Origin of the sequence: Grimontia sp. NTOU-MAR1 (assembly GCF_035758505.1) — a bacterium.
Classification (GTDB): Bacteria; Pseudomonadota; Gammaproteobacteria; order Enterobacterales; family Vibrionaceae; genus Enterovibrio; species Enterovibrio marinus.
The window spans coordinates 256,470-282,862 of record NZ_CP142108.1 but is presented as its reverse complement, the minus strand read 5'-3'; the positions used below and the strand labels follow the sequence as shown (position 1 = coordinate 282,862).

Annotated in this window: 23 protein-coding genes and 1 riboswitch; of the genes, 13 read left to right on the top strand and 10 right to left on the bottom strand. The window is 46.8% G+C overall.

Annotated elements, in window-relative coordinates:
* Nucleotides 1-146 precede the first annotated feature (146 nt).
* The gene (locus VP504_RS01335) at nucleotides 147-389 is read left to right on the top strand and encodes a hypothetical protein (RefSeq protein ID WP_325892579.1); all 243 of its coding nucleotides are present in this window, start codon (nucleotides 147-149) and stop codon (nucleotides 387-389) included.
* A 62-nt stretch (nucleotides 390-451) separates the two neighbouring features.
* Here VP504_RS01335 and VP504_RS01330 read toward each other — a convergent pair whose 3' ends face one another.
* Nucleotides 452-1,768 carry a YjiH family protein gene (locus tag VP504_RS01330; RefSeq protein WP_325893954.1) on the bottom strand — a complete coding sequence of 439 codons (1,317 nt, stop codon included), beginning with the start codon at nucleotides 1,766-1,768 and terminating at the stop codon, nucleotides 452-454.
* A gap of 337 nt (nucleotides 1,769-2,105) precedes the next feature.
* Complete coding sequence (locus VP504_RS01325; RefSeq protein ID WP_325892578.1) at nucleotides 2,106-2,897, bottom strand: hypothetical protein; 792 nt, start codon at nucleotides 2,895-2,897, stop codon at nucleotides 2,106-2,108.
* A gap of 201 nt (nucleotides 2,898-3,098) precedes the next feature.
* Between VP504_RS01325 and VP504_RS01320 the strand changes: the two genes are divergently transcribed.
* On the top strand, nucleotides 3,099-3,422 hold the full coding sequence (locus VP504_RS01320) for an HI1450 family dsDNA-mimic protein (protein WP_325892576.1): 324 nt from the start codon (nucleotides 3,099-3,101) through the stop codon (nucleotides 3,420-3,422).
* A gap of 48 nt (nucleotides 3,423-3,470) precedes the next feature.
* Here the strand turns inward: VP504_RS01320 and VP504_RS01315 are convergent, their stop codons facing one another.
* From VP504_RS01315 to cydH, 8 genes are all read right to left on the bottom strand, one after another.
* Nucleotides 3,471-4,010: a NapC/NirT family cytochrome c gene (locus VP504_RS01315; protein WP_325892575.1), complete on the bottom strand. Its 540-nt coding sequence runs from the start codon at nucleotides 4,008-4,010 to the stop codon at nucleotides 3,471-3,473.
* Between the two features lie 16 nt (nucleotides 4,011-4,026).
* Complete coding sequence (locus VP504_RS01310; RefSeq protein ID WP_325892574.1) at nucleotides 4,027-6,702, bottom strand: calcium-binding protein; 2,676 nt, start codon at nucleotides 6,700-6,702, stop codon at nucleotides 4,027-4,029.
* Between the two features lie 30 nt (nucleotides 6,703-6,732).
* Nucleotides 6,733-6,822, bottom strand: a riboswitch (cyclic di-GMP riboswitch).
* A 345-nt stretch (nucleotides 6,823-7,167) separates the two neighbouring features.
* The gene (locus tag VP504_RS01305; RefSeq protein ID WP_325892573.1) at nucleotides 7,168-8,565 is read right to left on the bottom strand and encodes a peptide MFS transporter; all 1,398 of its coding nucleotides are present in this window, start codon (nucleotides 8,563-8,565) and stop codon (nucleotides 7,168-7,170) included.
* 249 nt (nucleotides 8,566-8,814) lie between these two features.
* On the bottom strand, nucleotides 8,815-9,981 hold the full coding sequence (emrD, locus tag VP504_RS01300; protein ID WP_325892572.1) for a multidrug efflux MFS transporter EmrD: 1,167 nt from the start codon (nucleotides 9,979-9,981) through the stop codon (nucleotides 8,815-8,817).
* A 354-nt stretch (nucleotides 9,982-10,335) separates the two neighbouring features.
* Nucleotides 10,336-10,935: a GTP cyclohydrolase II gene (locus VP504_RS01295; RefSeq protein ID WP_325892570.1), complete on the bottom strand. Its 600-nt coding sequence runs from the start codon at nucleotides 10,933-10,935 to the stop codon at nucleotides 10,336-10,338.
* Nucleotides 10,936-11,119: 184 nt separating this feature from the next.
* Nucleotides 11,120-11,677, bottom strand: coding sequence for a sugar O-acetyltransferase (locus VP504_RS01290; protein WP_325892569.1), 558 nt, complete (start codon nucleotides 11,675-11,677; stop codon nucleotides 11,120-11,122).
* Between the two features lie 35 nt (nucleotides 11,678-11,712).
* Entirely contained in the window at nucleotides 11,713-12,927 is a 1,215-nt protein-coding gene (locus tag VP504_RS01285) for a patatin-like phospholipase family protein (RefSeq protein ID WP_325892567.1), read from the bottom strand.
* An 86-nt stretch (nucleotides 12,928-13,013) separates the two neighbouring features.
* Nucleotides 13,014-13,106 carry a cytochrome bd-I oxidase subunit CydH gene (gene cydH, locus VP504_RS25555; protein WP_157515573.1) on the bottom strand — a complete coding sequence of 31 codons (93 nt, stop codon included), beginning with the start codon at nucleotides 13,104-13,106 and terminating at the stop codon, nucleotides 13,014-13,016.
* Between the two features lie 922 nt (nucleotides 13,107-14,028).
* On the opposite strand from cydH, the gene VP504_RS01280 reads away from it, so the two are divergent.
* The 11 genes from VP504_RS01280 to panP all read left to right on the top strand — a co-directional run bounded on the left by VP504_RS01280 (nucleotide 14,029) and on the right by panP (nucleotide 26,283).
* On the top strand, nucleotides 14,029-15,534 hold the full coding sequence (locus VP504_RS01280) for a sodium-dependent transporter (protein ID WP_325892566.1): 1,506 nt from the start codon (nucleotides 14,029-14,031) through the stop codon (nucleotides 15,532-15,534).
* Entirely contained in the window at nucleotides 15,531-15,629 is a 99-nt protein-coding gene (locus tag VP504_RS01275) for a MetS family NSS transporter small subunit (RefSeq protein ID WP_157515575.1), read from the top strand. The genes VP504_RS01280 and VP504_RS01275 overlap by 4 nt, the downstream gene beginning before the upstream one ends.
* A 176-nt stretch (nucleotides 15,630-15,805) precedes the next feature.
* Nucleotides 15,806-16,528 (top strand): response regulator, encoded by a 723-nt coding sequence (locus VP504_RS01270; RefSeq protein WP_062709418.1) that lies wholly within the window; start codon nucleotides 15,806-15,808, stop codon nucleotides 16,526-16,528.
* A complete protein-coding gene (locus VP504_RS01265; RefSeq protein ID WP_325892565.1) occupies nucleotides 16,518-17,960 on the top strand; it encodes an ATP-binding protein in 1,443 nt (480 codons plus the stop codon). Before VP504_RS01270 ends, VP504_RS01265 begins: the two co-directional genes overlap by 11 nt.
* 3 nt (nucleotides 17,961-17,963) lie before the next feature.
* The gene (locus VP504_RS01260) at nucleotides 17,964-19,217 is read left to right on the top strand and encodes an ABC transporter substrate-binding protein (RefSeq protein ID WP_325892564.1); all 1,254 of its coding nucleotides are present in this window, start codon (nucleotides 17,964-17,966) and stop codon (nucleotides 19,215-19,217) included.
* Between the two features lie 320 nt (nucleotides 19,218-19,537).
* Nucleotides 19,538-20,842, top strand: a complete 1,305-nt coding sequence (ugpB, locus tag VP504_RS01255; RefSeq protein WP_325892563.1) for a sn-glycerol-3-phosphate ABC transporter substrate-binding protein UgpB — start codon at nucleotides 19,538-19,540, stop codon at nucleotides 20,840-20,842.
* 68 nt (nucleotides 20,843-20,910) lie between these two features.
* Nucleotides 20,911-21,792, top strand: coding sequence for a sn-glycerol-3-phosphate ABC transporter permease UgpA (gene ugpA / locus VP504_RS01250; RefSeq protein WP_325892562.1), 882 nt, complete (start codon nucleotides 20,911-20,913; stop codon nucleotides 21,790-21,792).
* Nucleotides 21,792-22,640 carry a sn-glycerol-3-phosphate ABC transporter permease UgpE gene (ugpE, locus tag VP504_RS01245; protein WP_325892560.1) on the top strand — a complete coding sequence of 283 codons (849 nt, stop codon included), beginning with the start codon at nucleotides 21,792-21,794 and terminating at the stop codon, nucleotides 22,638-22,640. Before ugpA ends, ugpE begins: the two co-directional genes overlap by 1 nt.
* Before the next feature lie 40 nt (nucleotides 22,641-22,680).
* Nucleotides 22,681-23,748, top strand: coding sequence for a sn-glycerol-3-phosphate ABC transporter ATP-binding protein UgpC (ugpC, locus tag VP504_RS01240; protein WP_325892558.1), 1,068 nt, complete (start codon nucleotides 22,681-22,683; stop codon nucleotides 23,746-23,748).
* A gap of 194 nt (nucleotides 23,749-23,942) precedes the next feature.
* A complete protein-coding gene (locus VP504_RS01235) occupies nucleotides 23,943-24,476 on the top strand; it encodes a hypothetical protein (protein ID WP_325892557.1) in 534 nt (177 codons plus the stop codon).
* A 163-nt stretch (nucleotides 24,477-24,639) separates the two neighbouring features.
* A complete protein-coding gene (gene panP, locus VP504_RS01230) occupies nucleotides 24,640-26,283 on the top strand; it encodes a pyridoxal-dependent aspartate 1-decarboxylase PanP (RefSeq protein WP_325892555.1) in 1,644 nt (547 codons plus the stop codon).
* Nucleotides 26,284-26,393: the final 110 nt, after the last annotated feature.

Genomic DNA, 26,393 nt, shown 5'->3' with positions numbered 1-26,393 from the left:
TCCACTACTCTGCTCGGTTTTTCGCAACCATCATAAACTATTTATGATTGCCGAAAATGAGACGTCCGCACCACGTTCTCACTAAGTACTTTTTATTGGGCTTAATACCTAAGAAGAACGCAATTAGTTACTCGGAGAAAGTCATAATGAAATCATTAAAATTGACCCTTCTCAGCATGCTGTTTGTTGCTGCGCCTTTTGTGAACCATGCTACAGAAACCGCCGGAAAACAAGCTGAACAAGTTGCACAAGAACGTGTAGAAGAAATGAAAGCCGAAGCTGATTCTGCCGAGGCAGAAGCAAAACTCTTGATTAAGGAAGCTCAAAAAGACGTTGATGCAATGGCTGAAGATACGAAGAAAGATGCATCAGAAGCAGTGAGCGAGTAGTTTGTTACTCTTCGATATAGAAAAGGCGGTCATACGACCGCCTTTCTGCTTATGGCTCTGACTTAGAAGATGAGGTGAGCAACACCCGCGATAACCGGCAGTGTCACCAGAGTACGCAGAATGAAAATCATCACAAGTTCCCAAACTTTCACAGGGATCTTACTGCCCAGGAGCAGTGCACCCACTTCAGACATGTAAATCAACTGGGTTACTGACAGTGTTGCCACAACGAAGCGTGTCATTTCATTATCAATATTCGCCGCAAGAACGGCTGGAATGAACATATCCGCGATACCAATCAGCATGGTTTCTGAGGCTGCAACAGCTTCAGGGATTTGCAGCAATTCCAGCAGAGGAACAAAAGGCATCCCCAGAATAGTGAATACTGGCGTGTATTCCGCGATGATCAATGCAGAAGTACCAATTGCCATTACTACTGGCAATACACCGAATACCATATCTGCTGCGTTTTGGAAGCCCTCTTTCAGAACATCACCCAGCGAACGAATATGAGAGGCGCGATTCACTGCACTTTTCACACCAAAAGAGAACAAGTTTTCACCTTCTGGCAGAGTCTCATGCTCGAACGTTTTTTCCTCGCCATTGACCAAGGTGTTCTTTTTCCAGCAAAGTGGAGGAAGACGTGGAACAACCACAGCGGCCACAAAACCCGCCAGGCACACTGTCAGATAGAAAGGTACAAACATATGCTCAAGACCAACTTGAGCGATCACCACCAAGCTGAAACTGATAGAAACAACCGAAAACGTCGTACCAACAATTGCCGCTTCACGTTCGGTATAGTAGCCCTGCTCATACTGCTTGCTCGACATCAGGATTGCCACACTGCCATCACCCAACCATGAACTTGCACAATCAACAGCTGAACGACCTGGTAGACCGAACAAGGGACGCATGATTTTGGTCATGAAGGTACCAATCAGCTCAAGCAAACCAAAGTTAGTCAGCAGAGGTAGGAATAGACCCGCGAAAACGAACACCGAAAGCAACGTCGGTAGAAGATCAGCCAGCACGAAGCCACCCGTTGCACTGCCAATTACGTGATCGGGACCAAAACCGAAGAAAGTCATTACAACAAATGCCGCACCCAACAAACGTACTGTCAGCCAAACTGGCGTTGCTAAAAAGAGGCCTGACAGGAATTTTGATTCAGTAATAAAACGAGGTTTTGTCGCCAGGGCCAATACAGAGCCAATTGCGCTGATCAGAATAATACTGGTGACAATAATTGTTGCTCCTTGACCCAGCAAGCCAAGTAGTGACTTTGCCAGAACTGCGATAGGAATCGTAAACCCACCATCAATCATTACTGGTGTCATAAACAACAAGACACCCAGCAACGATGGGATCAGGAACATCAACAGATTCCGTGTTGATGAAGACGACGTTTTTAGTTCTTCTGTTTTTTGCATGGCGAAACTTCCTGAGCAATGCGTTGAGTGAAATATCTATTCACTAAAAGTGACTAATTGAGCGCAAGACTAATGCAACCTGTTTTGCATGTAAATAATAAATAGTCATTTATATTGAATAAATCGTAGAAAGAGGCTTAATCGACCATTGAATGGTTATTTAATGTATATTATTAACGATAAAATTGTTAATAATCTGTAAAATTCACTAAATTTAAACACAAAAAACCGACCATTTAAAGGTCGGTTTTATCACCTTTTTAATATTCATATAGATGAATATCTACCCAATCTTGCGGTCAATTTTTGCATATTCGGATTCAACCCATGCACTGAAGCTGTCCATGAAGGCGACAACGGCACGTTTTTTAACAGGCTTACGTTCAATAAGATAAAAAAGACGCTCAATTTCCAGTGACTTATCTGGGTAGTAAGCAAGAAAAGCCTCAGATGCTGGCTTTAAATCGAACTCCCATTTTTGTACTTTGTGCGCCACCAACCCAAAACTTGCTCTTATCAGGCGTTCTGCAACTTCCTGACCAGCATCAAGTTGCGTCCCCCATTTGGTTGCTACCGCAATTTTCTGCCGTAAATCTTTGAGTCTCGGTGCCAAATCATCATTCATCGCCTTCGACACTTCCCAACTCACTTCAAAGTGTCCAAAGCTCTTGCTGAGGTTTTCTCCTGCCAAGTTCACTGAACAATGCTTCAGGAAGAAACCCCAGCGGAATATATTCGCCAAATTGGTCACTTCTTTTAGTGGCACTACATCAATAAGCACACGCTTTAGGGCATCGCTGGATTGTTCAATGCGCCACCGAACAGTGTTTAACGCTGCGTACTCCTGAACATTTAAAGCACGTGTGCAAACCAACAGTAATGTGAGGTCGGCGGTCTCACCTGCCTCCCTTCTAGCAACATCGCCTGACAAATAAAGGCCATGAAAAAGATCTGCGCCCATAGCAGATTGAATTTGTCGTGTTGCAGCAGCGATAGGCTCAACATAAATGGGTTGAAACGGTTTTTCGTTATCCAACTCAGGTAACAGGCCACCTCGCGGCTTGTTCTGGTACAAAGAGATTTCCTCACTCTGTGCGTTTTTAAGTATTTTCTACATTCTATACCCAAAGATACCCAAAGATACCCAAGGCGCTGGTTTCAAAATGAAATCAAGTGATATTTCGCTGTCTTTTTCTCCATGTGGCGTTTGTGATGATTGGGAAATCACTGACACCGTGGTGTAATGGCGCAAATTCGGAACAACTGAGAGGAACCGATGGAAACCCCCTTACTGTCAATTGACGAAACCCTCGACACCGCTTTCGACATCTTCTACGAAATGGCAGAAGACAACCTAGAATACGAGGACATGCTGGCATATCAAGAGCGCTTTGACGAAGAAGGTGCTGGTGTTGCTGTGGAGGCAGAAAGCGATTGGGAGGGACATGTAGCTTTTGAGGTCGACCGCGAAGTGTTTGTTGAAATCCGAATTGGTCTGGCTTCAGGCGATATCCTAGACGATGTCTTGGTGCGCATGCTAATCAGCAGAGACCCAGAACAGAAGTTCTGCCACATGCTTTGGAAGCGTACTGCTGACTAATGGAGAAAAATGGGGGCCAGCAAAAACGACCGCTGGCCCGTTGGCAAGTTAAAACTGAAAAGCTTTCGACGCGTCATGGTTTCTTGGCAGTTTATGCGCAATACCCTTGTGACAGTCGATACAGGTTTGCCCGACTTCTTCTGCCTTGTCATGCACATTGGCTGCGACTGATTTATGCGCGCTGAAATCCATAAACTCGAAATTATGGCAGTTTCTACATTCTTGAGAGTCGTTTGCCTTCATTCGGTTCCACTCTCTGGTAGCCATTTCTAGTCGGTGATCTTCAAATTTTTGAGGCGTATCAACAATACCAAACGCTTTTGCATAAAGTTCCTTACTTGCCTGAATTTTACGTATCATTTTCGGGCCCCATTCTTTTGGCACGTGACAGTCAGGACAGGTCGCCCTCACGCCGCTTCGGTTACTATAGTGAATGGTTCCTACGTATTCCTGGTACACATTGTCTTGCATCTCATGACAGCCGATACAGAACTCTTCACGGCTCTTCATTTCCATCCCGATGCTAAAACCTCCCCAGAAAATGATCCCTGCAATAAAAAAGGGCGACCAATGGGTCACCCTTCTCATATTACAGCTCGTTGGATTAAAACAGATCTTCACCGTTCAGAGTGACGGTTTCCGCATCAGTCCAAATCGTGATGGTGCGATCCAGCGTTTCATGCTCAAACACATAAGCGGTCAACTCGCCAACCTGAGTATTAGTCAAGCCCATCAGGCTGATCGTTTCAGCCGAGATTGGTGCGTTTACGGTTCCACCCGCCACGAAATCCCAAGGCACACCAGACACATCGAATGCGTCGTCACCTGCACCGAGGTAAGCAACAAAACCATCCCAATCATCAGGTGTACCCAGATCTTCACCGAATGGTACGTCAGACTGAGCTTCAATAGCATTTGGGTTGATAATAACAGTCTGATCACCCTCATCACCAATCACTGCTTCAATCTGTGCCATGACGTTACCTGTAACAGTGGAATCTGTTTGGTAAGAAACACCGGTGAAATCAACAATTGCATCGCCGTTAACCAGCATGGTATCGAAACCATTATCACCGTAGTACATGTGCTTATTGATCTCGGTACCTTGGGAATTAGTTGTCGTAAGACCGACAAAGTCGTCCTGACTAAATATCAGCACGTCATCACCGTTGCTGCCTCGGTAGGTGTCTACGCCCTCACCACCGTCAATGGTAACATCGCTACCAGGACCACCGTGAAGGAAATCGTCACCCGCACCACCCAGCAAAGTATCTTTACCTGTTCCGCCGTAGAGTTTGTCGTTACCGTCGCCACCTTCAAGAACATCATCACCCTCGCCACCATAGATAGTGTCATCGCCTACACCACCCATGATATGGTCGACATCGCTACCACCGTAAATTTCGTCGTTGCCTTCACCGCCGTAGATAGTATCTGCATCGCTCTCTTCAAAAACCTGAGTCGCTTTGACTTTCATAACAACGTCATTGAAGTCTTTGTCGCCCAGACACCACAAATCTTCCCAACAAGAGTTCTCGCCAGAGTTAAATTCATGATCCTGACGATCACCGTTTTTGCCCTGCTCAGACACATATCCGCCTGCTGAAAGACTGCCTTGCCCAAATACCGGTCTACCGTTTGCAAAGCTCAGCGTGACTTCACCTTCATCAAAGCCTTTGGTATCTCCGTCAGGAATGATGAACAATCCTAGACGATCTGCACCTTCAACATCGATAACCGCTTGTGCTTCTTTATCCAGTTTTGCATTGTCAGCCATAATTACGGCTTTTAGGACGTTGCCGTACTCATCCAACACGTAGTAACCCACGCTGTTGCTGTAAGCCGCGCTTGAAGTAATGTGTGACAAATCCAGCGTGACAGCGTCACCATTGCTGATATCCCAATAACCATCATGACCACGATCAAGCTCCAACTTTTGGTGACCATAACTGCCACCGTAAATCACGTCGTCGCCTTCGCCGCCATAGATCTCATCGTCGCCCCATTGACCATGGATAGTATCGTTACCTGCACCACCATCGATGTAGTCTTCATCGTTAGAAACTAGCGTTTGTTCTTCGGCAATCTGGTCGTACTCGACGTAACTGATGTTGTCGTAAGAATGTGGCACTAATGACAGATCAGTCGCTTCTGTGATCTTCGGACCGCTCAGTTGCAGAAGAAGGTTACCGTTCTCATTTAGGTTGTTGTAATGGTGGCCATTACCATCCAAATCCACGTCAATGATTGCGAATTCATAGATGTTGCCTTCAGAGTCGCAGTACTTCAGCGTGTAATCTAGGTTCACCGCATAAGTATTGCCATCAATGGTCACCGTCTGCGACTTGTCATCTGAATACTCGTTGCAGTAGTTGTCACCATTCAGTTTTCCATCGTCATCCTGAAACGTGACGTTCGTCGAACCACCGTCGAAAGAAAGCTGACTTGGGAAGCAGGACGTATGGAACTCACCGCCTGAAGGCATGGTGAAGTCACTGCCCATTTGGAAAACATTTACACTCGGGTCATCGCTAAAATTAGGAGAAGCAGTGTTGCCGTAGATAGTGTCGTCGCCGTCACCACCGAAAAGCTCGTCTTCTCCATTGTTGCCCTCGATGTAATCATCACCGCCTTGGCCATATACAGTGTCATCACCAGAACCTGCGTAGATCTCATCATCACCGCCTACACTTGGATCAACTTCTTCAGGAGAAGTGAAAGAAGAGTAGTCTAGGCTACTGATATTCTGGTAAGAGCCCTGAACATAAGAGATGTTGGTTGAAGAAGTAATTTCAGGGCCATCCAGTTGGATCAGAATTTTTCCGTTTTCGCCAATATTGTTGTAATGATTACCCGTATTGTCAGCGTCAATATCAACAACAGCAAACGTGTAAATATTACCGTCTAAATCACAGTATTTGAGCTGATAATCAACGTTTACACTGTACTCTTTACCACCCATTTCAACGGTCTGGGTTTTATCATCAGAGTATTCGTTACAGTTATCATCACCGTTCAACTTTCCATCATCATCGTTAAACGTTACGCTGGTTGTAGAGCCAGAGAAATTAAGCGTTGGTGGGAAATTGAAAGTGTGGAATTCACCACTTGATGCTGAGAAGTCATCGCCAAGTACAAAAACTGCGCCGGTGTGACCTGTTCCTGATGAATTACCCACATCACCATAGATAACATCATCGCCACCAAGGCCTGCGATGTAGTCATCTCCCAGCGTACCGTTAAGTGTATCGTTGTTTGAAGTCCCTATAATATTCGACATTTTTTGTCCCTCTTTTGGCTAACTAAAGCAAGAGGCAGCCCGGCTATCTCAGCACCACCAACGCCCCTGAGACCCGAAACTTTCCGCCCCTGTTTCACAACAGGTATGGCTTTAACTCCGGTTAGTTGTCCTATTGATGAATGTTAAATGATGGGAGCCTATAGCTCGTAAAGCATTGGTACCGCTGTTTCAACGCGATATCAGGGTGGCGGAATGAAGACTCTACGGCAATAGAGTGATGTGCAATTAGTCTTAATATAAGGCTACTGGTAGGAACGGCCTTAGCCGACTTTTAGAAAAGACTCAAAAGGCATTAGAGCTGCACTGGCCATGATGCAATACTCTTGTGTGATATTGGTATTAAACCGTACGAAGTATGTGACGTTTTTAATGTCCTACTTGGGGGAGTAGACAGAAAGCCACCAACCGATGGCTTTTTAAGAAACACTATATGATGACTACATATTACGCTGTAACAACAGACTTCTCTGTCAAACTTGCGTCAGAATCCTGTTTGTTTTCCTCCGCACCATGCATCCAGTCTACCAGCTTGCTTGAACATAGAACCAGGAGCAGACCAGCAACCGCAGAAGTTACCGCAATACCACCGAAAATTGCCAACGGGCCGGCATCACCAACATGGCTACCGATGAAGCCAGCTACATAATTAGCAACCGCGTTAGCACAGAACCAAGTACCCATCATCACTGACATCAGACGAAGCGGTGCCAGCTTAGTGATTAGGGAAAGACCGATTGGAGACAAACACAGTTCACCCAGTGTATGGAAGAAATACGCCCCCACCAGCCACCACATTGAAGCTTTCACAGACATGTCACCGCCCTGCTGCATCGCTGCACCCACCATGCAGACAAAGCCGAGAGACAAGAATCCCATTGCCACGGCGAATTTTATCGGAGAGTTTGGTTCATTTGCACCTAGACGACGCCAGAGAACTGCCAACAATGGTGCAAGAATAATGATGAACATTGGGTTAAGAGACTGGAACCAGGCCGCAGGTACTTCGAAGCCTCCCAGCATACGGTTGGTGTATTCCTGAGAGTAAATGTTCATCAGGCCACCTGCTTGCTCGAAGCCAGCCCAGAAGATGATAACAAAGAGGCTCATCACCACGATCACTTTCAAGCGGTCACGCTCAACTTTAGTCAGCGGTTGTTTGCCATTATCGCCACTTTTGTTCATATGTGCTTTCGCTGCTGGTTCAATACCAATATTTCCAAGAAGACGATTCGCAAATAACAACTGAATGACCAGCGACATCAACATGCCCACACCAGCACACAAGAACCCTGCTTTCCATCCGAAATGCATAGAAGCGGTACCTGCAATGATGCCTGCCAGCAATGAGCCCAAGTTGATACCCATGTAGAAAATGGTGAAAGCACCGTCACGGCGGTTATCACCCTCGTTGTAGAGGCGCCCCACCATGGTTGAAATATTTGGCTTAAACAGTCCATTACCGATAATAAGAAATGCCAAACCCACATAGAATGCTTGAAGTTCAAACGGATCGATTACGCTGTTTGGTAACGCCAGCGTAAACTGGCCAACCGCCATCAGAGCACCACCGACGATGATTGAACGTCTTTGACCAACGAAATTATCTGCAATCCAACCACCAATTACTGGTGTCAGATAGACAAGTCCGGTGTATATACCGTAGAGGTTCAACGCGTCTTGTGTCGTCCATCCAAGACCGCCGTTAATCGTTTTATCAGTGAGGTAAAGTACCAGGATGGCGCGCATCGCGTAGAAGGAGAAGCGTTCCCATAACTCTGTGCCACAGAGGAGGAACAAACCGCGAGGATGACCCAGCCATTCAGACTGTCTGCTTGCATTCATTGTGTGTTTACCGCCTTTATGATTATTAAAGCGGGAGTTTCTAGGTCCTCCTTTTCCTTTCAAACTCCGCCACAGGCAGTACACATTGCACCAAATTGATCAATGTCGCAAATATTATGTATATATATTTATATGCATCATACTTAACTTGATCTAAATCAACCCCAGTCAAGATAGAAAAAGCGGGAGATCCTGTTGGATCAGCCGCCTTTTTACTTAATTGGTCGTATTTATATCCAAGCCACAACACTATGCTGTAACGGGTGTATCTGGCGCCACTTTCTGGCGACGACACAGTAGCAAACCAAGCCCCGAAACTACGGCCATTGCCAGCAAAATTGCGCCCAGAGAGAACTGATCGTTCACATTCATCTGAGCGGCCAATAGCGTAAATACACCCGCAGCCATGTTTTGCACGCCTCCCATGACAGCACCCGCGGTGCCCGCATGGCGTGGGAAGGGTGAAATAGCACCAGTTGTTGCAGCTGGGAACAATAAGCCCGCGCCCATGAAGTAAACAAATGCTCCACCAATCAGGGTTTCTACGGTAACGGTGGCAAAATAGCCCGGAATTACCACAGTCAACGCTCCCATGAACAGAATGACTGACCCCACTAATAGCGATTTACCTGAAGACAGCCGCTGTTCAATCACACTAGAAAGCCATGAACCCGCCATAAAGCCTGGCAGTGGCAGCACAAACAACAGGCTAACTTTCGTAGCACTAAGACCTAATGTACTTCCCAGCAATACACCCGCTGCAGCTTCAAACACTGAAATACCGGAGAAAACAGCAATCAGGCAAATCAGGTAACCTTGGAACTGTCGGTTACTCATCACATGGTGATAGCTTTTCAGCACCGAGTCCTTACGGCGAGCGTCCGCTGGCAGCGTTTCCTTAAAGTAGAGTGACATAACCAGATAAACCACAACAGCCAAAGCAAACAGAAATGCGTAGCTTGCTTGCCAACTGAAATACGAGCTAAGCAATCCGCCAATCACAGGTGCCATCAACGGTGAAAAAATCAGGCCAATGCTAACCAGGCTGTTCGCTTTGTGCAGGCGGCTTCCATCGAAACAGTCACGAGTCAATGTGCGCGCCATCGCGCCACCACATCCAATACCCGCGCCCTGAATAACGCTGCCCAACAAGAAAATGCTAAAGCTGCCTGCCGTCAGAGTGACAATCGTACCAGCAATATAGATCGCCAAACCCACCAGAATAACGGGCTTACGGCCAAAGCGATCAGACAGGGGACCATAGATAAACTGGGAAAGTCCATAAGGGATAAGGTAGCACGCCATAACAGCTTGAAGCCAAGCTGGGGGCACAGCAAAACTTTCAGCCATCATTGCCATTGAAGGCACATACATGGTTTGTGTCATCTGACCTACAGCGGCCAAGATGATAATCATGAGTAAAATTTTGGATAAAGGCGTTGCCGAAGACACAACCTGCACTCCCGAAAGCAAATAATCGTTAAGAATCTTTTATGTGAGGGAGCGGACAAGAAAAAAGATATCTAATGCTAAGAATGCCACTGCCCCTTATTTTTCGGAGAGTTTAGTGGTGAGGTGAGGTTCTAACAACTAATAAAACGTGATTTACGCACGATAAGAAATCATAGAAAGGATTAGTTATTCTAATGCAACACTACAGCTATTGATTTGCCTGAGTATTCGTTAACCCAGAATAAAAATGAGAACGGACAATAAAGATCAAAAAAGCAGCGACTGAACGCTGCTTTTTGGTATTGACTCTGGTCGAACTTAATCGATCGTCAATTTGTGCTTGCCGTGTGATACCTTCGCCTTCAGGTACATTTCATTTCCCTCTTTGACGTGGGCCTGAGTCCCAACAACACCCTCCAACTTGATACCGTGGTCCTGAATCTCACGAATCTTCTTTGGATTGTTGGTGATAAGGCGAATCGCATTCACATCTAGTGCTTTCAGCATGTCTGCAGCGTCTTCAAACGTGCGTAAGTCATCCGGAAAACCTAGGTGATTGTTTGCTTCGTAAGTATTCATCCCTTCGCTCTGAAGCCTGTAAGCATCCAGTTTGTTGTATAGGCCGATACCACGGCCTTCCTGACGAAGATAGAGAATAATCCCACCCTCTTCGCCCATTTTCTGGATGGTTTCTTCGAGTTGTTCGCCACAATCGCAGCGTGAGGAATGGAATACATCGCCTGTGAGGCATTCTGAATGCATTCTGACCAGTGGAGCTCCTTGCTTCTGATCTGCACATTTGAAGATAATAGCGACGTGCTCTTTTTCCGAGCCCAAACCTTCGAACGAAAGTATTTCTGCAGGAATTTTACTCCCTACACCCACCTTCAATGGGACTCTTGCTCTAATTTTTGCCATCGACTGCAATTCTCTTTTTAATTCGGGGATACCGAATTTTACTGCCCTGTATATCCGGATTGAGCCGCTAACTGTCTGAACGCCGGATACATATCAACACCGTCTCTATGAAATTGTTATAATATAACATTTCTACTGTCGTGGCGGGCAATCGTAACAGAACTCTGATAACACTGCCAACCCATCAACGGAGGCGACGAATCACGGCTGCTGGGTTTCCGGACACAACGGAGAAGGGCTCGATATCACCCTCCACCACAGAACCCGCTTCGATAACGACTCCTTCGCCTATCGAAACACCCGCTTTGATAACACTGTTGCCACCAATAACGACGTTGTTGCCAATAATTATAGGCAAAGAAATCTCCATCTCACCATCAAGTACTTCCAAAGGCAGCAGGCCTTGTATAATCGTGTAGATCCCTACTCCCGGACCAATCAACACGTTATTGCCTATTTCTACGTGTCCACTGTCGATAATGGTGCAATTTGGTCCAAACGCGACGTTATTGCCCACATTGACGTTCATTCCGTAGGAGCAAGTGAAAGGCGCTTCAACCACAACGCCTTTTCCCCGAATCGCAAACAGTTTGGTAATGAGCATTTCATGGGCATCAACATCCGCGGGGTCAATCGTATTGAACTGTTGGCAAAGCCTCCTCGAGGCATAACGGAACTGGGTAAGCTCAGGATCAACAGGGCTGTATGGCATCCCGTGCTGCATTTTTTCAAATTCGGTCAATCTTTCTTCCTTGAAAGTACAGTAGTTTTTATAAGTTAGCGCGTTACCGTCGAAACTTCACTGAGCATTGCCGCATATTCATCAACAAATAGACGGCCGGTTACCAGGCCATCCTGATAGTCGTGTTCAAGCTGGAAGGGCTTACTAAGCAGTGCACTGCTCGATAGTGGCTGTTTAGGAGCCAGTTGAATGAGCTCTGTCCGTACCGGCGGATGAGACATAAACTCAATGGCATCTTGGTAAGTCTGAAAGTGCCTAGTCAGCATCTCTAACATGTCCGCATTAAGTTTTTGCCCGGTCAAAGCATGAAGACGATAGATAGAATCGCCGCCAAACAACCAACGGCCCCCGTTCTGATTTTTCTGATGTATCATCTCTCTGAATTTCTGCCACAGAGGCTCAGGCGCTTTATCTCGGTAACGCTCCCTGATCCCTTCCAATCGGTGCGCAAGCTGGTGATGGAACTCTGATAGCTTTTCAATACGATCTTCTATATTGAGCCGTGCCAGGTAGTCTGGAAGTCTTTTTTCCATGCGCCCACGGAAATTCTCAGTAAGTACCGCGCTCATCAGCGTTTTATCTACCGCAACAGGTTCTGTGCGAATGACCACAATGATATCAGCACCCCGGTTGAAAGCTTCTCTAGCAGGTATTGCTCCTGTTACTCCACCATCAACATAAAATTGATCTGCAATACGAATCGCCTTGGGATAAAGCATAGGGATCGCACAAGTTGCCTTCATTACATTCAACCAGTCATCTTCAAACATACGGAAGAAGTTTGGCTCCAGTGTGTGACTATTTGTTGCACAAGCGTAGGCTGTGCGGTTTACGAGGGTGTCACGTGCGTTTTCAACGCGCAGCCCTTCTGGGTGATCTGGACACGCCATTTCAAGCGCCCAGTCCAAATCCATAAACTGCTGGCGACGCACATATTTCATAAGATTGAAGAAGCGATCTTGAGTTGTATATTGGGTGATGAAATGATGACCAAAACCATACTGGCGAGTGATATATGAAGCGAGATTCAGCGCACCAGCAGAAGTGCCGATGTAGAGTTCAAAAGGATCAAAACCAGCATCAAGAAAGCTATCTAATACGCCGGAAGTGAAAACGCCACGTTGCCCACCACCCTGAGCAACAAGAGCAATACGTTTTTTTCGTCCTTTAGTTTGGGTTGGGGTAGGAGTTGCCGAAACACTTTTGGACGGAAAAGACGCTGTAAGATCAGTGTCTTTTGGGCTCTGCACAAGCACCTCTCGGTGTAATCAATGAATTCGCGCTATTTTAGGCTTACTCACTCGTACAGAGCCAATACTTTTATACAAATTGAGCGCTAAGAAAAGACAATCGCCACAGTAGCAAAAGTTAGGATCCCGCTAAGTGCGCAGCAAGCGGTGAATAGTGCGATTTTCAAGTTAGTGTCCATTTTTCTGCTCCTTGCGGTAACACTCACATTACATATCCTTAATGTATAGAAGTTACCACCGCAAGCCTCAATATTCAGTTCCCAATCTAAGATCGTTTCAAAGGCGAATCAAATGTTTCATTTTGTGACGTAAAGCAAAAACCCTACATATCAAGAGTTAGCAGAATCTTCTCCTGAAGAAAAAGCGTGTTCGTGAAAAACTTTGTCACAACTTGCAAGCACAAAACTCATGAATAAACATGTATTGATCCAGTGATATTGACTACTTTTATCGTTAGTTATTTGGCTCTTGGTTTTTTTCATTTAATAACATTTTATTAACTATAATTTTCCTTACGGTAATATATTAACATTATGTTTTTATGCATTTTTTGTACAACCTAGAATGACTAATAATCTGTACTATCTAGTCTTGATAATGCCGATATGTCATATTTGAGGCTACGAATAGGTGTTTTTTCTTACACTTATAGTGGTTATTCAAACTTACACGCACTTTTGTTCACTTTTCACCCAAACGAACAGAAAAAACACTTCACAACTTTCTGCTAACAGATAAGTTATCAATAGACCAATACACTGGTAATAGTTTATTTACAATCAGAAACACACCGTCAACAGCAAAATATGCGGAATCATCGCAATAAATACAGCATAAAAATAAGAGATTTGCGCTATTGATTTAGATATTACCAATGCTTAATCTGCCATTAACCTCACAGGCAGAAGATTGTTTCGCTTAAGTGACGGGAAAAATTCCAAACACAACATGGTTGAATTAGCACCTGCACCACGCGCTTCCAGAACAGCAACAAATACACTCAATTCTGTTCACTTAGATAGCCGCTGATAACACAGCGAAGACTACAATTTGTTGTCTACGCATAAAAAAAGCGGGTGCAATCAACAACAAGGAGAAGTTATGACTAGAGAAGTCTGGGGCTCTCGCGCAGGATTTATCCTGGCGGCAGTAGGCTCCGCAATCGGCTTGGGGAACATCTGGCGTTTCCCGTATATGGCTTACGAAAACGGCGGCGGCGCATTTTTTGTTCCTTATCTTTTTGCCATGCTTACTGCAGGTATCCCATTTATGATCATGGAGTTTGGTCTTGGCCATAAACTTCGTGGTTCTGCGCCGATTGTCTTTTCAAAACTAAATACTAAGTTCGAATGGCTAGGCTGGTTCCAGGTCGGTATCGCTGCTGTTATCGCGGTTTACTACGTGGCAGTTATCGGCTGGGCAATGTCTTATATCGGCTTTGCATTTGACCAAAGCTGGGGGACAGACACCAATGCCTTCTTCTTCAGCGAATACCTGAAACTCGGGGAGAATTCGCCAAGTAATCTGGGCAGTTGGCAGCTCCACATTGCAATTCCGATGGCCATTGCATGGGCTATCACTTTTGCTGCTGTATTTACGGGCGTAAAAGGCGGTATCGAGCGCGCAAACAAGATCTTGATGCCTGTGCTCTTCATCATGGTTCTGTTGTTGATTGCACGTGTTGCATTCCTGCCAGGTGCGGTAGAAGGTTTGAACTACCTGTTCACGCCTGACTTCAGCAAACTGACTGACGCGAAAGTTTGGTCTGCAGCTTACGGACAGATTTTCTTCACTCTTTCTGTTGGCTTCGCCATCATGCTGGCTTACTCGAGCTACCTACCGAAGAAGTCTGACGTCACGAACAATGCGTTCATGACCGTTCTAATCAACTGTGGTTTCTCGATTCTGGCCGGTGTACTTATCTTCTCTATCTTGGGCTATATGGCACAAGAGCAAGGTAAAGCAGTAACGGAAGTGGTTGGCGGCGGTGTTGGTCTGGCGTTTATCACCCTTCCTCAGGCGATTAACTTGCTTCCAGCACCATACATTATTGGCCCACTGCTATTCTTGGCGCTGGTTGTCGCCGGTCTGAGCTCGCACATCTCAATCATTGAGGCCGTAACTTCAGCCATCATCGACAAGCTAAACATCAGCCGTAAAGTAGCAGCCTCTGTAGTTTGTGGTACCGGCTTCGCAGTTTCTATGGCGTTTGCAACCAACGGCGGTCTGTTGCTGCTCGATTTGGTTGACTACTTCATGAACAATGTTGCCTTGCTGGCGAGCTGCTTGATTGAACTAGTTATCTTAGGTTGGTTGATTAAAGTGTCTGACATCCGTGACCACGTAAACAAAGTTTCTGAGTTCTCTGTCGGTGCATGGCTAGAAGTGTGTGTACGTTTCGTTAGCCCACTGATGCTGGCTTGGATCGTCGGTACCAATCTGGTTAACACATTCAAAGAAGGTTATGGCGGTTACGAGCAAAGCGACCTGTTGATGCTGGGCTGGGGCCTGACTGCAGCACTGGCTATTGTAGGTATCATCGTCAACATCGTGTCGCGTCCTGCTAAGGATTCAGCGGAGAACGATGCACAGGAGACAAACGTATGACAACAAGTGCAATCATTATGATGCTGATTGGCTTCGGCATTACCTGGGGCGGCGCAGCTTATTGCATCAGCCGTGCAATGAAGGCGGATAAGTAATCCGAACCCAGAAAGACATGAACCCCGGCAAATACCGGGGTTCTTTTTTGTTCATTTAACCATTTGTTTGATCCCATGCACCCTATTTGGTCAACATGCGCTAGAAAGAGGACTTATTCTCTTAGATAATAAAAAGCTGTTTAACTAGTTGTAGAAGTATCAGGGGAAGGCCTTTCATGGTTAATCAGAAGCGGATTCTGGTGGTGGATGACGATTTAGAAATCCGCGAGCTGCTTCAAGAATATCTGTCTAAAGCCGGATATGATGTGACAACCGCGCAAAACGGACAGGAAATGAAAGCCAAGCTGGCTGTTCAGTACCCTGACCTTATTCTTCTCGACATTATGCTCCCAGGCGATGATGGGTTCACCCTATGTAAGTACGTTCGTCAAGATTCAAGCGTACCCATCATTATGCTGACCGCCGTATCAGACGAAACAGACCAAATCATCGGTTTGGAACTGGGTGCAGACGACTACATCGCAAAACCTTTCAGCCCACGCCAATTGGTCGCCCGTATCCGTGCCCTGCTCCGCAGAACGCAACAGTTGCAGGAAACTACCATGTCCAAGCCGAAAGGCATTCGATTTGCACAATGGCGTCTGGACCCCGTGACCCAACGTTTAAACCATCAGGTCACCGGCCAAGAAGTAGAAATGACTTCCGCTGACTTTGCTCTTTTAATGATGTTTATTGAAAATCCAAACACGCTGATGGACAGAAACGCGATTTCCAACGCAACACGCGGCCGTGATGCTCAACCACAAGAACGTGGTATTGATGTTCAAGTCAGCCGCTTGCGGCAACGATTAAAAGATAATGGCCGCCAATCCACCATCATCAAAACCGTTCGTGGCAACGGCTACATGTTTGTCGCAGACATTACCTATGAGTCTTGATTTAAAATCCTATTTCTGGCCCCGCTCACTGCTTACCCGGACGCTGCTACTCACAGTACTATCGGTGATCCTCGCACAGAGCGTCGCGAGCTTTTTCTGGTATGCGCAGTCCAAAGAGCGTGAAGTGGAAGGTTTGAAATCAGCATCCGAAAGCATGGCGCAGATGTTTGCTTCCACCACCACTTTCTTCCAGTCACTCCCCCTCGAGTACCGTCATATCGCCCTAGACCAACTCCGCAATATGGGTGGTGCGCGATTCTTCGTATCGTTTAACACTGAGGAAATCCACATTACGCCAATCCCGGAGACCCGTTCAAAACTGGAGGCGATAGACACCATCGAAAACGTACTCAAAAAAGAACTACCTAACGTCGACCAAATCAAAGTGGACTTCTCGCGTCCTGAAACACTGCGAGTACTCAACAACAGCTTGTTGCTGTCTGACCTCCCGAAATCCTGGGCACACCACACTCTCAGTCTGGAACCATTAAACCCACCGATCCTGGTAGTACAAATTGAGCTCACTGAAGGGCAATGGGTATACATCGCCGCTATTCTGCCTGCTCCATACGTGACGCTGGAAAACGACTTGATTAACGCAGACCAAATCGTTTTCCTGTTCGCGATCACTACCCTGCTGTTGGTCTTCACCTTCACGTTGATCCGCAACCAAACACGCCCGTTAAAAAGACTCGCACAGGCAGCAAATCGTTTGAGTACAGACATCGAACAACCAGAACTGGTTGAAGAAGGTGCCAGCGAGATCACGACAGTGACCCGTGCTTTTAACCTGATGCAGAAACGACTGCAGCGCTATATGCACGACAGGGAAAAGCTGTTTGGTTCTATCTCGCACGATTTGAAAACGCCAATCACTCGCTTACGCCTTCGTGCAGAGTTGATTGATGATGAAGTTCAGGCGACCAAAATTAACAAAGACCTCGATGAACTCGAGATCATGGTGAAAGGGGCACTTCAAACCGTAAAAGATACAGATATCCACGAGAATGTGACAGCGCTGGATGTGCTTCAAATACTGAGTAGTATCGCTGAAGTCCACAACCAGCAGCGCATGCGTGTGAACATTACCGGAGAGCAGTTACGTCCGTTCTATTGCAAGCCTCTGGCTTTCAAACGTTGCCTAACCAACCTCATCGAAAACAGCGTCAAATACGGTGATGAAGTCACTGTTTATGTGCATGACGGTGAGAAGTCACTGGACATTACTTTGATGGATAAAGGACCTGGGGTTCCGGAAGAGTTCCTGAAAAAAGTCTTTGACCCTTACTTTCGGTTACACACGGATTTGCATGGTACGGGGCTCGGTTTGGGTATCGCAAAAAATATCATTCGCGCTCATGGTGGTGAAATCATTCTTTCCAACCGCAAGGAAGGCGGTCTGCAAATCGACATCGCTTTCCCCAGGACCTGAATTATGAAGAGAATATTATCGCTGTTTCTGGCATTAAGCCTTTCCTTGCCCGCTTTGGCACACGACCACAACGACGTTGAGGTACTGCACTGGTGGACAAGTGGTGGCGAAGCTCGCTCAGTTGATACTTTGAAAGAACTCATGAAGCACGAAGGCCACGTATGGAAAGACTTTGCTGTCGCTGGCCGAGCGGGGGAAAGCGCCATTAATACCCTTCGGATACGTGCCCTTTCAGGTAACCCTCCTGATGCAGCCCAAATAAAAGGTCCTGAAATCCAGGAATGGGGAAAGCTGGGATTTCTTGCCAGCTTGGATGACGTAGCCAAACAACAACGCTGGAACGAACTGGTACCTCGCCGCGTCAGTGATTACTTGAAAGTGGATGATCATTACGTGGCAGTGCCATTCAACATTCACCGCGTAAACTGGTTATGGGCGAACGCAGACGTCTTGAACAAGGTTGGTGTTCAACCACCACAAACACTCGACGACTTCTTTGCTGTTGCCGAGAACATAAAAGCCGCTGGCTACATTCCCCTTGCATTAGGTAATGAGCCTTGGCAAGAAACCACGCTGTTTGAACTGATAGCACTGTCAGTGATGGGTACTGAAGTGTTCCATCAAGCCTTTATTGAGCAAGACAGTGATGCATTGACGAGTGAAAAAATGCGCGAAACCCTGAAGGTTTTCCGCAGAATGAAGCAATACACGGATGCAGATGCTCCAGGGCGGAACTGGAGCGATACAACGTCTTTGGTGATCAATGGCAAAGCCGCTATGCAGATGATGGGAGACTGGGCAAAAGGCGAATTCCTCGCAGCAGGAAAAGAAGCAGGAAAGGACTTCCTTTGTATACCAGCCCCCGGAACAGCTAACCAGTTTTCTTTCAACATTGACAGCTTCGTATTCTTCAAAAATGGCGCCTCACAAACAACAGAGTCACAAAAGATGCTGGCTAAGCTGATACTTGAACCGGACTTCCAACGCGAATTTAACCTCAGTAAAGGCTCTATACCGGTCCGTGTGGATATCGACATGGAAGGTTTTGATGCCTGCGCGAAAGACTCTATGCAGGCGTTTCTGCGCGCTGCTGCGACAGACAACCTGGTTGCCAGCCTTTCCCACAATATGGCTATTGGCCGTGCATCCCAAATTGCGCTGTTTGATGTCATCAGCCGCTTCTTTAACGATGACAATGTAGATATTGACGAGACTATGCGACATATCCGCGCGGCAGTGCTCGCTGATAAACTCTAATTGTGACTCTATTGCGCCCTTAACCACCTGGGCGCAACTCCTCTAATCTGTTGATTCGAGCACCTTGCTCACAATTCGCATTTTCGACATCGAAAATTAATAATCCTGTCAATTCAATTGTCTATTCTTTATAACGCTTTGTAAGTTGGCGGGAAATCACACATTTTATTTTCGCTTGAAGACACGCAATCTCCGCAGTGCTATAACAAAACCGTAACACAACGCTCATATGCTCTACCCTCCCGCTCGAACGAGCGATCTTACTTTCGAAATGGAAAGCCGTACTGGCATAAAAAAGTTCGTCAGACAAGGAGTAAACCATGAAGCTAGGTCAATTAGCAGCACTCACCTCTGTATCACTGCTGCTGGCATCCCCATCTTACGCTACAACAGAAATCGAATGGTGGCATGCAATGGGAGGTAATCTCGGTGAAAAGGTCAACGAGATTGCAGATAAGTTTAATGCGAGCCAAAGTGAGTTCGTTGTAAAACCGGTTTATAAAGGCAATTACACTGAAACAATGACTGGCGCTGTCGCCGCTTTCCGTGCGAAACAGCAACCGGAGATAGTCCAGGTTTTTGAAGTTGGTACTGCTACCATGATGGGCGCGAAAGGCGCTATCTATCCGGTTTACCAACTGATGGAAGACACAAAAACAGAATTTGACCCTTCCGCCTATTTGGCATCAGTAACCGGTTATTACACGGACAGTGACGGCAACATGCTTTCCATGCCGTTTAACAGCTCTACCCCAGTGCTTTACTACAACAAAGATCTGTTTGCAAAAGCTGGCGTTGAGCCACCAAAAACGTGGGAAGAAATGGATGCTGTGGCTGAAAAGTTGCTAGCAAACGGCGCGAAGTGTGGCTTTACCACTGGCTGGCAATCTTGGACACAAATCGAGAACTTCGGTGCTCGCCACAATGCACCTATCGCCACCGCCAACAACGGCTTTGATAGCACAGACGCAAAACTGTTGATCAACGATAAAATCTTCGTTGACCACATCGCCCAACTGGCAGAATGGCAAAAAGACGGCACCTTTAAATACGGTGGTCGCCGTTCAGACAGCGCGCCACTGTTCTACAGCGGTGAGTGTGCAATGTACATCAACTCATCGGCTTCATACGCAGGCATTAAAGGTAACGTGAAAGACTTTGAGTTCGGTGTATCACCACTGCCTTACTACTCCTCGAAAATCAAAACGCCACAAAACTCCATCATCGGCGGTGCGACCCTTTGGGTTCTGCAAGGTCATGATAATAAGGACTATGATGGTGTCGCTAAGTTCTTCAAATTCATGTCCAGCGCAGAAAACCAAGCTGACTGGCACCAGTTCACTGGCTACTTACCAATCACTCACGCGGCTTACGACCTCAGTAAAAAACAAGGTTTCTACAATGAAAATCCAGGAACTGACGTCGCCATTGTTCAAATGACGTCTGTAGAACCGACGCCTGCTTCTAAAGGCGTCCGTCTGGGTAACTTTGTGCAGATCCGTGATGTGATCAACGAAGAACTTGAAAATGTTTGGTCTGGCGAAACCTCTGCACAAGATGCAATGGATAAAGCCGTTAAACGCGGAAACGTACTGCTGGCAAAATTCGCGAAAGCGAACAAGTAATACGCTCACCGTAAACCGGGGGGAGACATCCCCCCGCTGAACCACATAATTACAATAAGCAGATTGCTATGGATAACAAACCCGTCTTTCACAACGTTTGGTTGCCCGTACTGCTACTTGCCCCCCAATTGGTCATTACTTTCATCTTTTTCCTATGGCCGGCGGGACAGGCAGTTTGGCAGTCAACGTTATTAGAAGATCCCTTCGGGTTAAGCACCGAATTCGTGGGCTTAGAGAACTTCTTTGAGCTTCTAGAAGACAGCGCTTACTTCTCGTCATTTGGTACCACCTTGTTCTTCAGCTTTGCCGTAGCTGCGCTGGCGCTGGTCGTCTCGCTGTTGCTGGCAGTGATGGCTGACCACATTATCAAAGGCGCTACCGCCTATAAAACCTTGCTCATCTGGCCATACGCAGTCGCTCCCGCCGTCGCTGGTGTGCTATGGCTGTTCATGTTCAACCCAACTGTGGGCGTGTTGGCACATGCCATGGCAGCAGTTGGTATTGATTGGAACCCGTTTATCAACGGAGGGGATGGCATGTTTATGGTTATCGTCGCGGCAACCTGGAAGCAGATCAGTTACAACTTCCTGTTCTTCCTCGCTGGTCTTCAATCCATTCCACGTTCTTTGATTGAAGCGGCAGCCATTGATGGCGCAGGTCCGGCGAAACGATTCTTTACCATCGTGTTCCCACTACTTTCACCGACCTCATTCTTCCTGCTGGTCGTGAATCTGGTTTATGCCTTCTTTGACACTTTCGGTGTTATCCATGCGATGACACAAGGTGGCCCAGGCGACTCAACCACCACGCTGGTTTATAAAGTTTACGCTGATGGCTTTGTCGGGCTGAACCTAGGTTCATCTTCCGCACAGTCTGTCCTGCTGATGATTCTGGTCGGCGTGCTGACCGTCATTCAGTTCAAATACGTTGAAAAGAAGGTGGCTTACTGATGGTAGAAAGAAGACCGTTACTGACATTCTTCAGCCACTTCATTCTCATTCTGGGTGTGCTGGCCGTCGCCTTGCCTGTTTGGCTCGCATTGACGGCAGCAACACACGACAGTAAAGAGTTTGTGAGTGGTATGACACCGCTTTGGTTCGGTGATCGAGGCTTTGAGGTTTTCCATGAAATCCTTACTGAAGGCACCTCACGAGAGCTGAATATCAGCGTGGCAGGCATGCTATGGAATTCCACATTAATGGCACTCGGTATTGCTATTGGCAAACTGTCGATTTCCATTTTGTCTGCGTATGCCGTGGTGTACTTCCGCTTCCCTGGTCGTATGTTAGCTTTCTGGGTGATTTTTATGACCCTGATGCTGCCAGTAGAAGTACGCATTATGCCGACCTTCCAGGTTATTGCAGATCTCAGCATGCTTAACACTATGTCCGGCCTGACTATTCCGTTGATAGCCAGCGCCACCGCGACATTTCTGTTCCGCCAGTTCTTCATGACGGTGCCGGGTGAGTTGCTGGAAGCCGCACGGATAGATGGCGCTGGTCCGATTAAGTTCTTCTTCGATATTCTCCTGCCGCTCTCAAGAACCAATATTGCAGCACTGTTTGTGATTACGTTTATCTACGGTTGGAACCAATATCTATGGCCGCTTCTCATCACCACTGAAGACAACTACTACACCATTGTGATGAGTATTCAGCGCATGCTGGCCGTTGGCGACGGCGAAGTAGAATGGAACAAGGTGATGGCAACGACACTGCTCGCCATGATTCCCCCCGTGCTTGTGGTGCTTGGCATGCAAAGGCTGTTCGTAAAAGGCCTGGTTGAAACCGAAAAATGATAAAAGACGAAAAATTCAGCTTCACACAGAGGATGCGTGAATGGCAACAATGACACTCGACCAAATTAAAAAAGTTTATCCCAACGGCTTCAAAGCGATTCATGGGGTGGATTTGGATATCGCTGATGGCGAAATGATTGTGCTGGTTGGCCCAAGTGGCTGCGGCAAATCTACCCTGCTTCGCATGATTGCAGGGTTGGAAACTATTTCTGATGGTGAGCTTGCCATCGGTGGTAATCGTGTAAACGAAAAAGAACCCGGCGAACGAGATATTGCTATGGTGTTCCAGAACTACGCGCTTTATCCGCATATGACGGTGTTCAATAACATGGCTTATGGCCTGAGAAACCGTGGCGTCCCAAAAGACCAGATTGAAACGTCAGTCAACGAGGTCGCCAAGATGCTGGAACTTGACCATCTGCTGACCCGCAGACCTTCTCAGCTTTCTGGTGGTCAACGTCAACGTGTGGCGATGGGACGTGCCATTGTGCGTCGTCCGAAAGCGTTTTTGTTTGATGAGCCCTTATCGAATCTGGACGCCAAACTCCGCGTACAAATGCGGCTGGAAATCAAAAAGCTACAACGCTCATTGAATACCACTTCTATCTACGTGACTCACGATCAAGTGGAAGCCATGACTTTAGCAGATCGCTTAGTCGTGTTGAGTGCTGGAGACGTGGAACAGGTTGGCACGCCTCTGGAAGTCTATGACATACCAGCATCATTGTTTGTGGCCACTTTTATTGGTAGCCCGTCGATGAACATTCTTAAAGGCTCAGTGATGAGTGGAAAACTCACTCTGAACAATGGTGAGTCAATTGCAGACTCCAACCTTTCCGATAAAGAGCTTTTCATTGGTCTTCGGCCTGAGCACCTGCAAATTGCAGAAAACCCAAAGGACAAACAACTCACCATGAAGGTGACACTGACAGAGTCTTTAGGTGCCGATCTACTGGTGTACGGTACACTCGCCGACTCAGACCAACAAATGACACTTCGCGTCGAAGGTCATGTGGTAGTAGAGGACAACACTTCCCTACCACTCACCATTGATGCTAAAAACATTCACCTCTTCGATAGAGAAACTGAAAAACGTATCGAAAGCTAACCCCTTCATCTGTCACAATCTGAGCAACTGAGAGATCTCTCGCTTGGATTGTGACAATCCACTAATTCCAGGGAAAGTTTTCGTTTTTATTCTTCGGTCGCTAACATTACCATTACGGCTATAAAAACTATCTGTAGCGTCAACACCAAAACAACCACACCACAGAAACAACCTTCGACCAAAAGGATTTTAAAATGCGTCGTTCAGCCCTGATCCTCATTGCCACTTTGTTGCCTGGCGTTTCGTTTGCGAAAGACATCGACCAACTGGACAAGCTTTGTGTTAGCCAGAAGTATCACAACTATGTTGATGCCTCTATCATCTGGTACGAAAATCTCGTAGACCTCACCATTAAAAAAGACCCAAAGCTGGAAAGCGTTGCAGGATGGTTTCTGGAAGGCCGTCGTAACCACTTCACGCTGAATGAAGAAGCGTTTGACTACTATCTGGAAAATGACCCAGCCAAACTTAACTTTGATGCGCCAGTCGAATCCTGGCTGAGTCTTACTCAAGAAGATGTGAAAGCCCTGAGCTCATCCCAAGGCGAACTCGCAGATGCAGCCAAGAAAGTATTTAAGTTCCGTCAGGGTAAAGCACACGAAGGTAACTATGATCTTCGCTCAGCACTCGCTTCTCTACTAAGCCACCCTAAAGAAATCGATGTGCCGCTGACTCAGTACAACGATGCGATGTTGAAACTGGCCGAAACCAGTTGCGATAAGCAATAACAGCCTCGAGCCAAGCTTCACAAAGGCCACCTAAATGTTGGCCTTTTTCTCAATCCCCCAAATTTCTACCCTTTGATATCAACCAAGCCCACGTAGGTCCTGTGTTGTAACTTGCTTAAACATCGTGTAGAAAAGCCCATTATTAGAAAATAAAGAACCTCGGATGGTTACAGAAACTAAGACGGCGGAAGCGTCACTAGAGAGCCTCCACCGTATTTTCACCGTGCCCGAAGCACCCGACTCCACATTGGGTAAAATCGAGCAGGAAATTTCCCAAAACCTGAATCGTTTTTTGCAGAATCATATTGCGGCGACAGATTCGTCTCTCACTGATATCGAAAAAGATTTCAGTAATCCGTTGATCCCAGAGCAACCAACGTTCGTTTCTGAACACACTGAATTTTTGCTGGATAAACTGGTTGCTCAGTCTGTACATACCTCATCGCCACGTTTCATTGGACATATGACATCAGCGCTTCCCTACTTCCTGATGCCGTTGTCCAAAATCATGATTGGCCTGAACCAGAACACGGTCAAAATCGAAACATCAAAAGCATTCACGCCATTGGAACGTCAGGTGTTGGGCATGCTCCACAACCTGATTTACGATCGCAACAAGCACTTCTACGAAAGCTGGATGCACAGTGCAGAACACTCCCTTGGCGCTTTTTGTTCTGGTGGGACTGTCGCCAATATCACAGCGCTGTGGGTCGCCCGCAACGCAGTTTTGAAAGCGGATGGTGAATTCAAGGGTGTGGCTGAAGAGGGCCTGTTCCGTGCCATGCGCCACTACGGCTATGACGATTTGGCTATTCTGGTCTCTGAGCGCGGGCACTATTCTCTGAAGAAGTCTGCTGACGTGCTTGGTATTGGACGCCAGTCTCTGGTTGCGATTCCAACGGACGAAAACAACCGCATCCGTATTGATAAGCTCGAAGAGAAAGTTGCTGAGCTGAAAGCGAAAAACATCAAGGTATTTGCACTGGTTGGTGTTGCTGGCACGACCGAAACCGGGAATATCGACCCGCTTGACGCCATGGCAGACGTTGCTGAGCGCGAAGGCATTCATTTTCATGTGGATGCCGCCTGGGGCGGTGCAAGTTTGATGTCCAACAACCAACGCCAGAAGCTCAAAGGCATAGAGCGTGCAGATTCGGTGACCATCGATGCGCACAAACAACTTTACGTGCCAATGGGTGCAGGCATGGTGATTTTCAAAGACCCTTCTATGGTCTCTGCGATTGAACATCACGCCAACTACATCCTTCGAAAAGGCTCAAAAGATTTAGGCAGTCACACGCTCGAAGGGTCTCGCAGCGGTATGGCAATGTTGCTGTATGCAAGCTTGAATATCATCGGACGCGAAGGTTATGAACTCCTGATTGATCAAAGCGTCGATAAAGCTGAGTACTTTGCTTCACTTATCGCTGAGCAACCAGACTTTGAAGTGGTGAGTGAGCCGGAGCTTTGCCTACTCACTTACCGCTTGGTACCCGAGCCAGTTAAGAAAGCGTTCGAAGTTGCCAATGACGCCCAACGTGAAGTGCTCCACCAGCGCCTCAACGATCTGACGGTCTTCATTCAAAAGCACCAGCGTGAAGCAGGGAACACCTTTGTTTCCCGTACCACGCTAACGCCTGTCTATTTAGATAACCGTGCAACAATTGTGTTCCGTGTTGTTTTGGCAAACCCGCTCACCACCAAAAGCATCCTGCAAGAGGTGTTAGAAGAACAGAGAGCACTGGCTCTTCGAAGCACCATCGCCTATCCGAAACTTCTCGAACTTGCCGAACAAATCCTGAATTAATCTTCATGAAGGAAAGCCGCGAAAGCGGCTTTTTTTGTTCCTCACCGCTCTCGCCTCATAGCTGCAACATGCTGATTTCAAATCACTTGACTAAGATGTTCAAAGGAAGA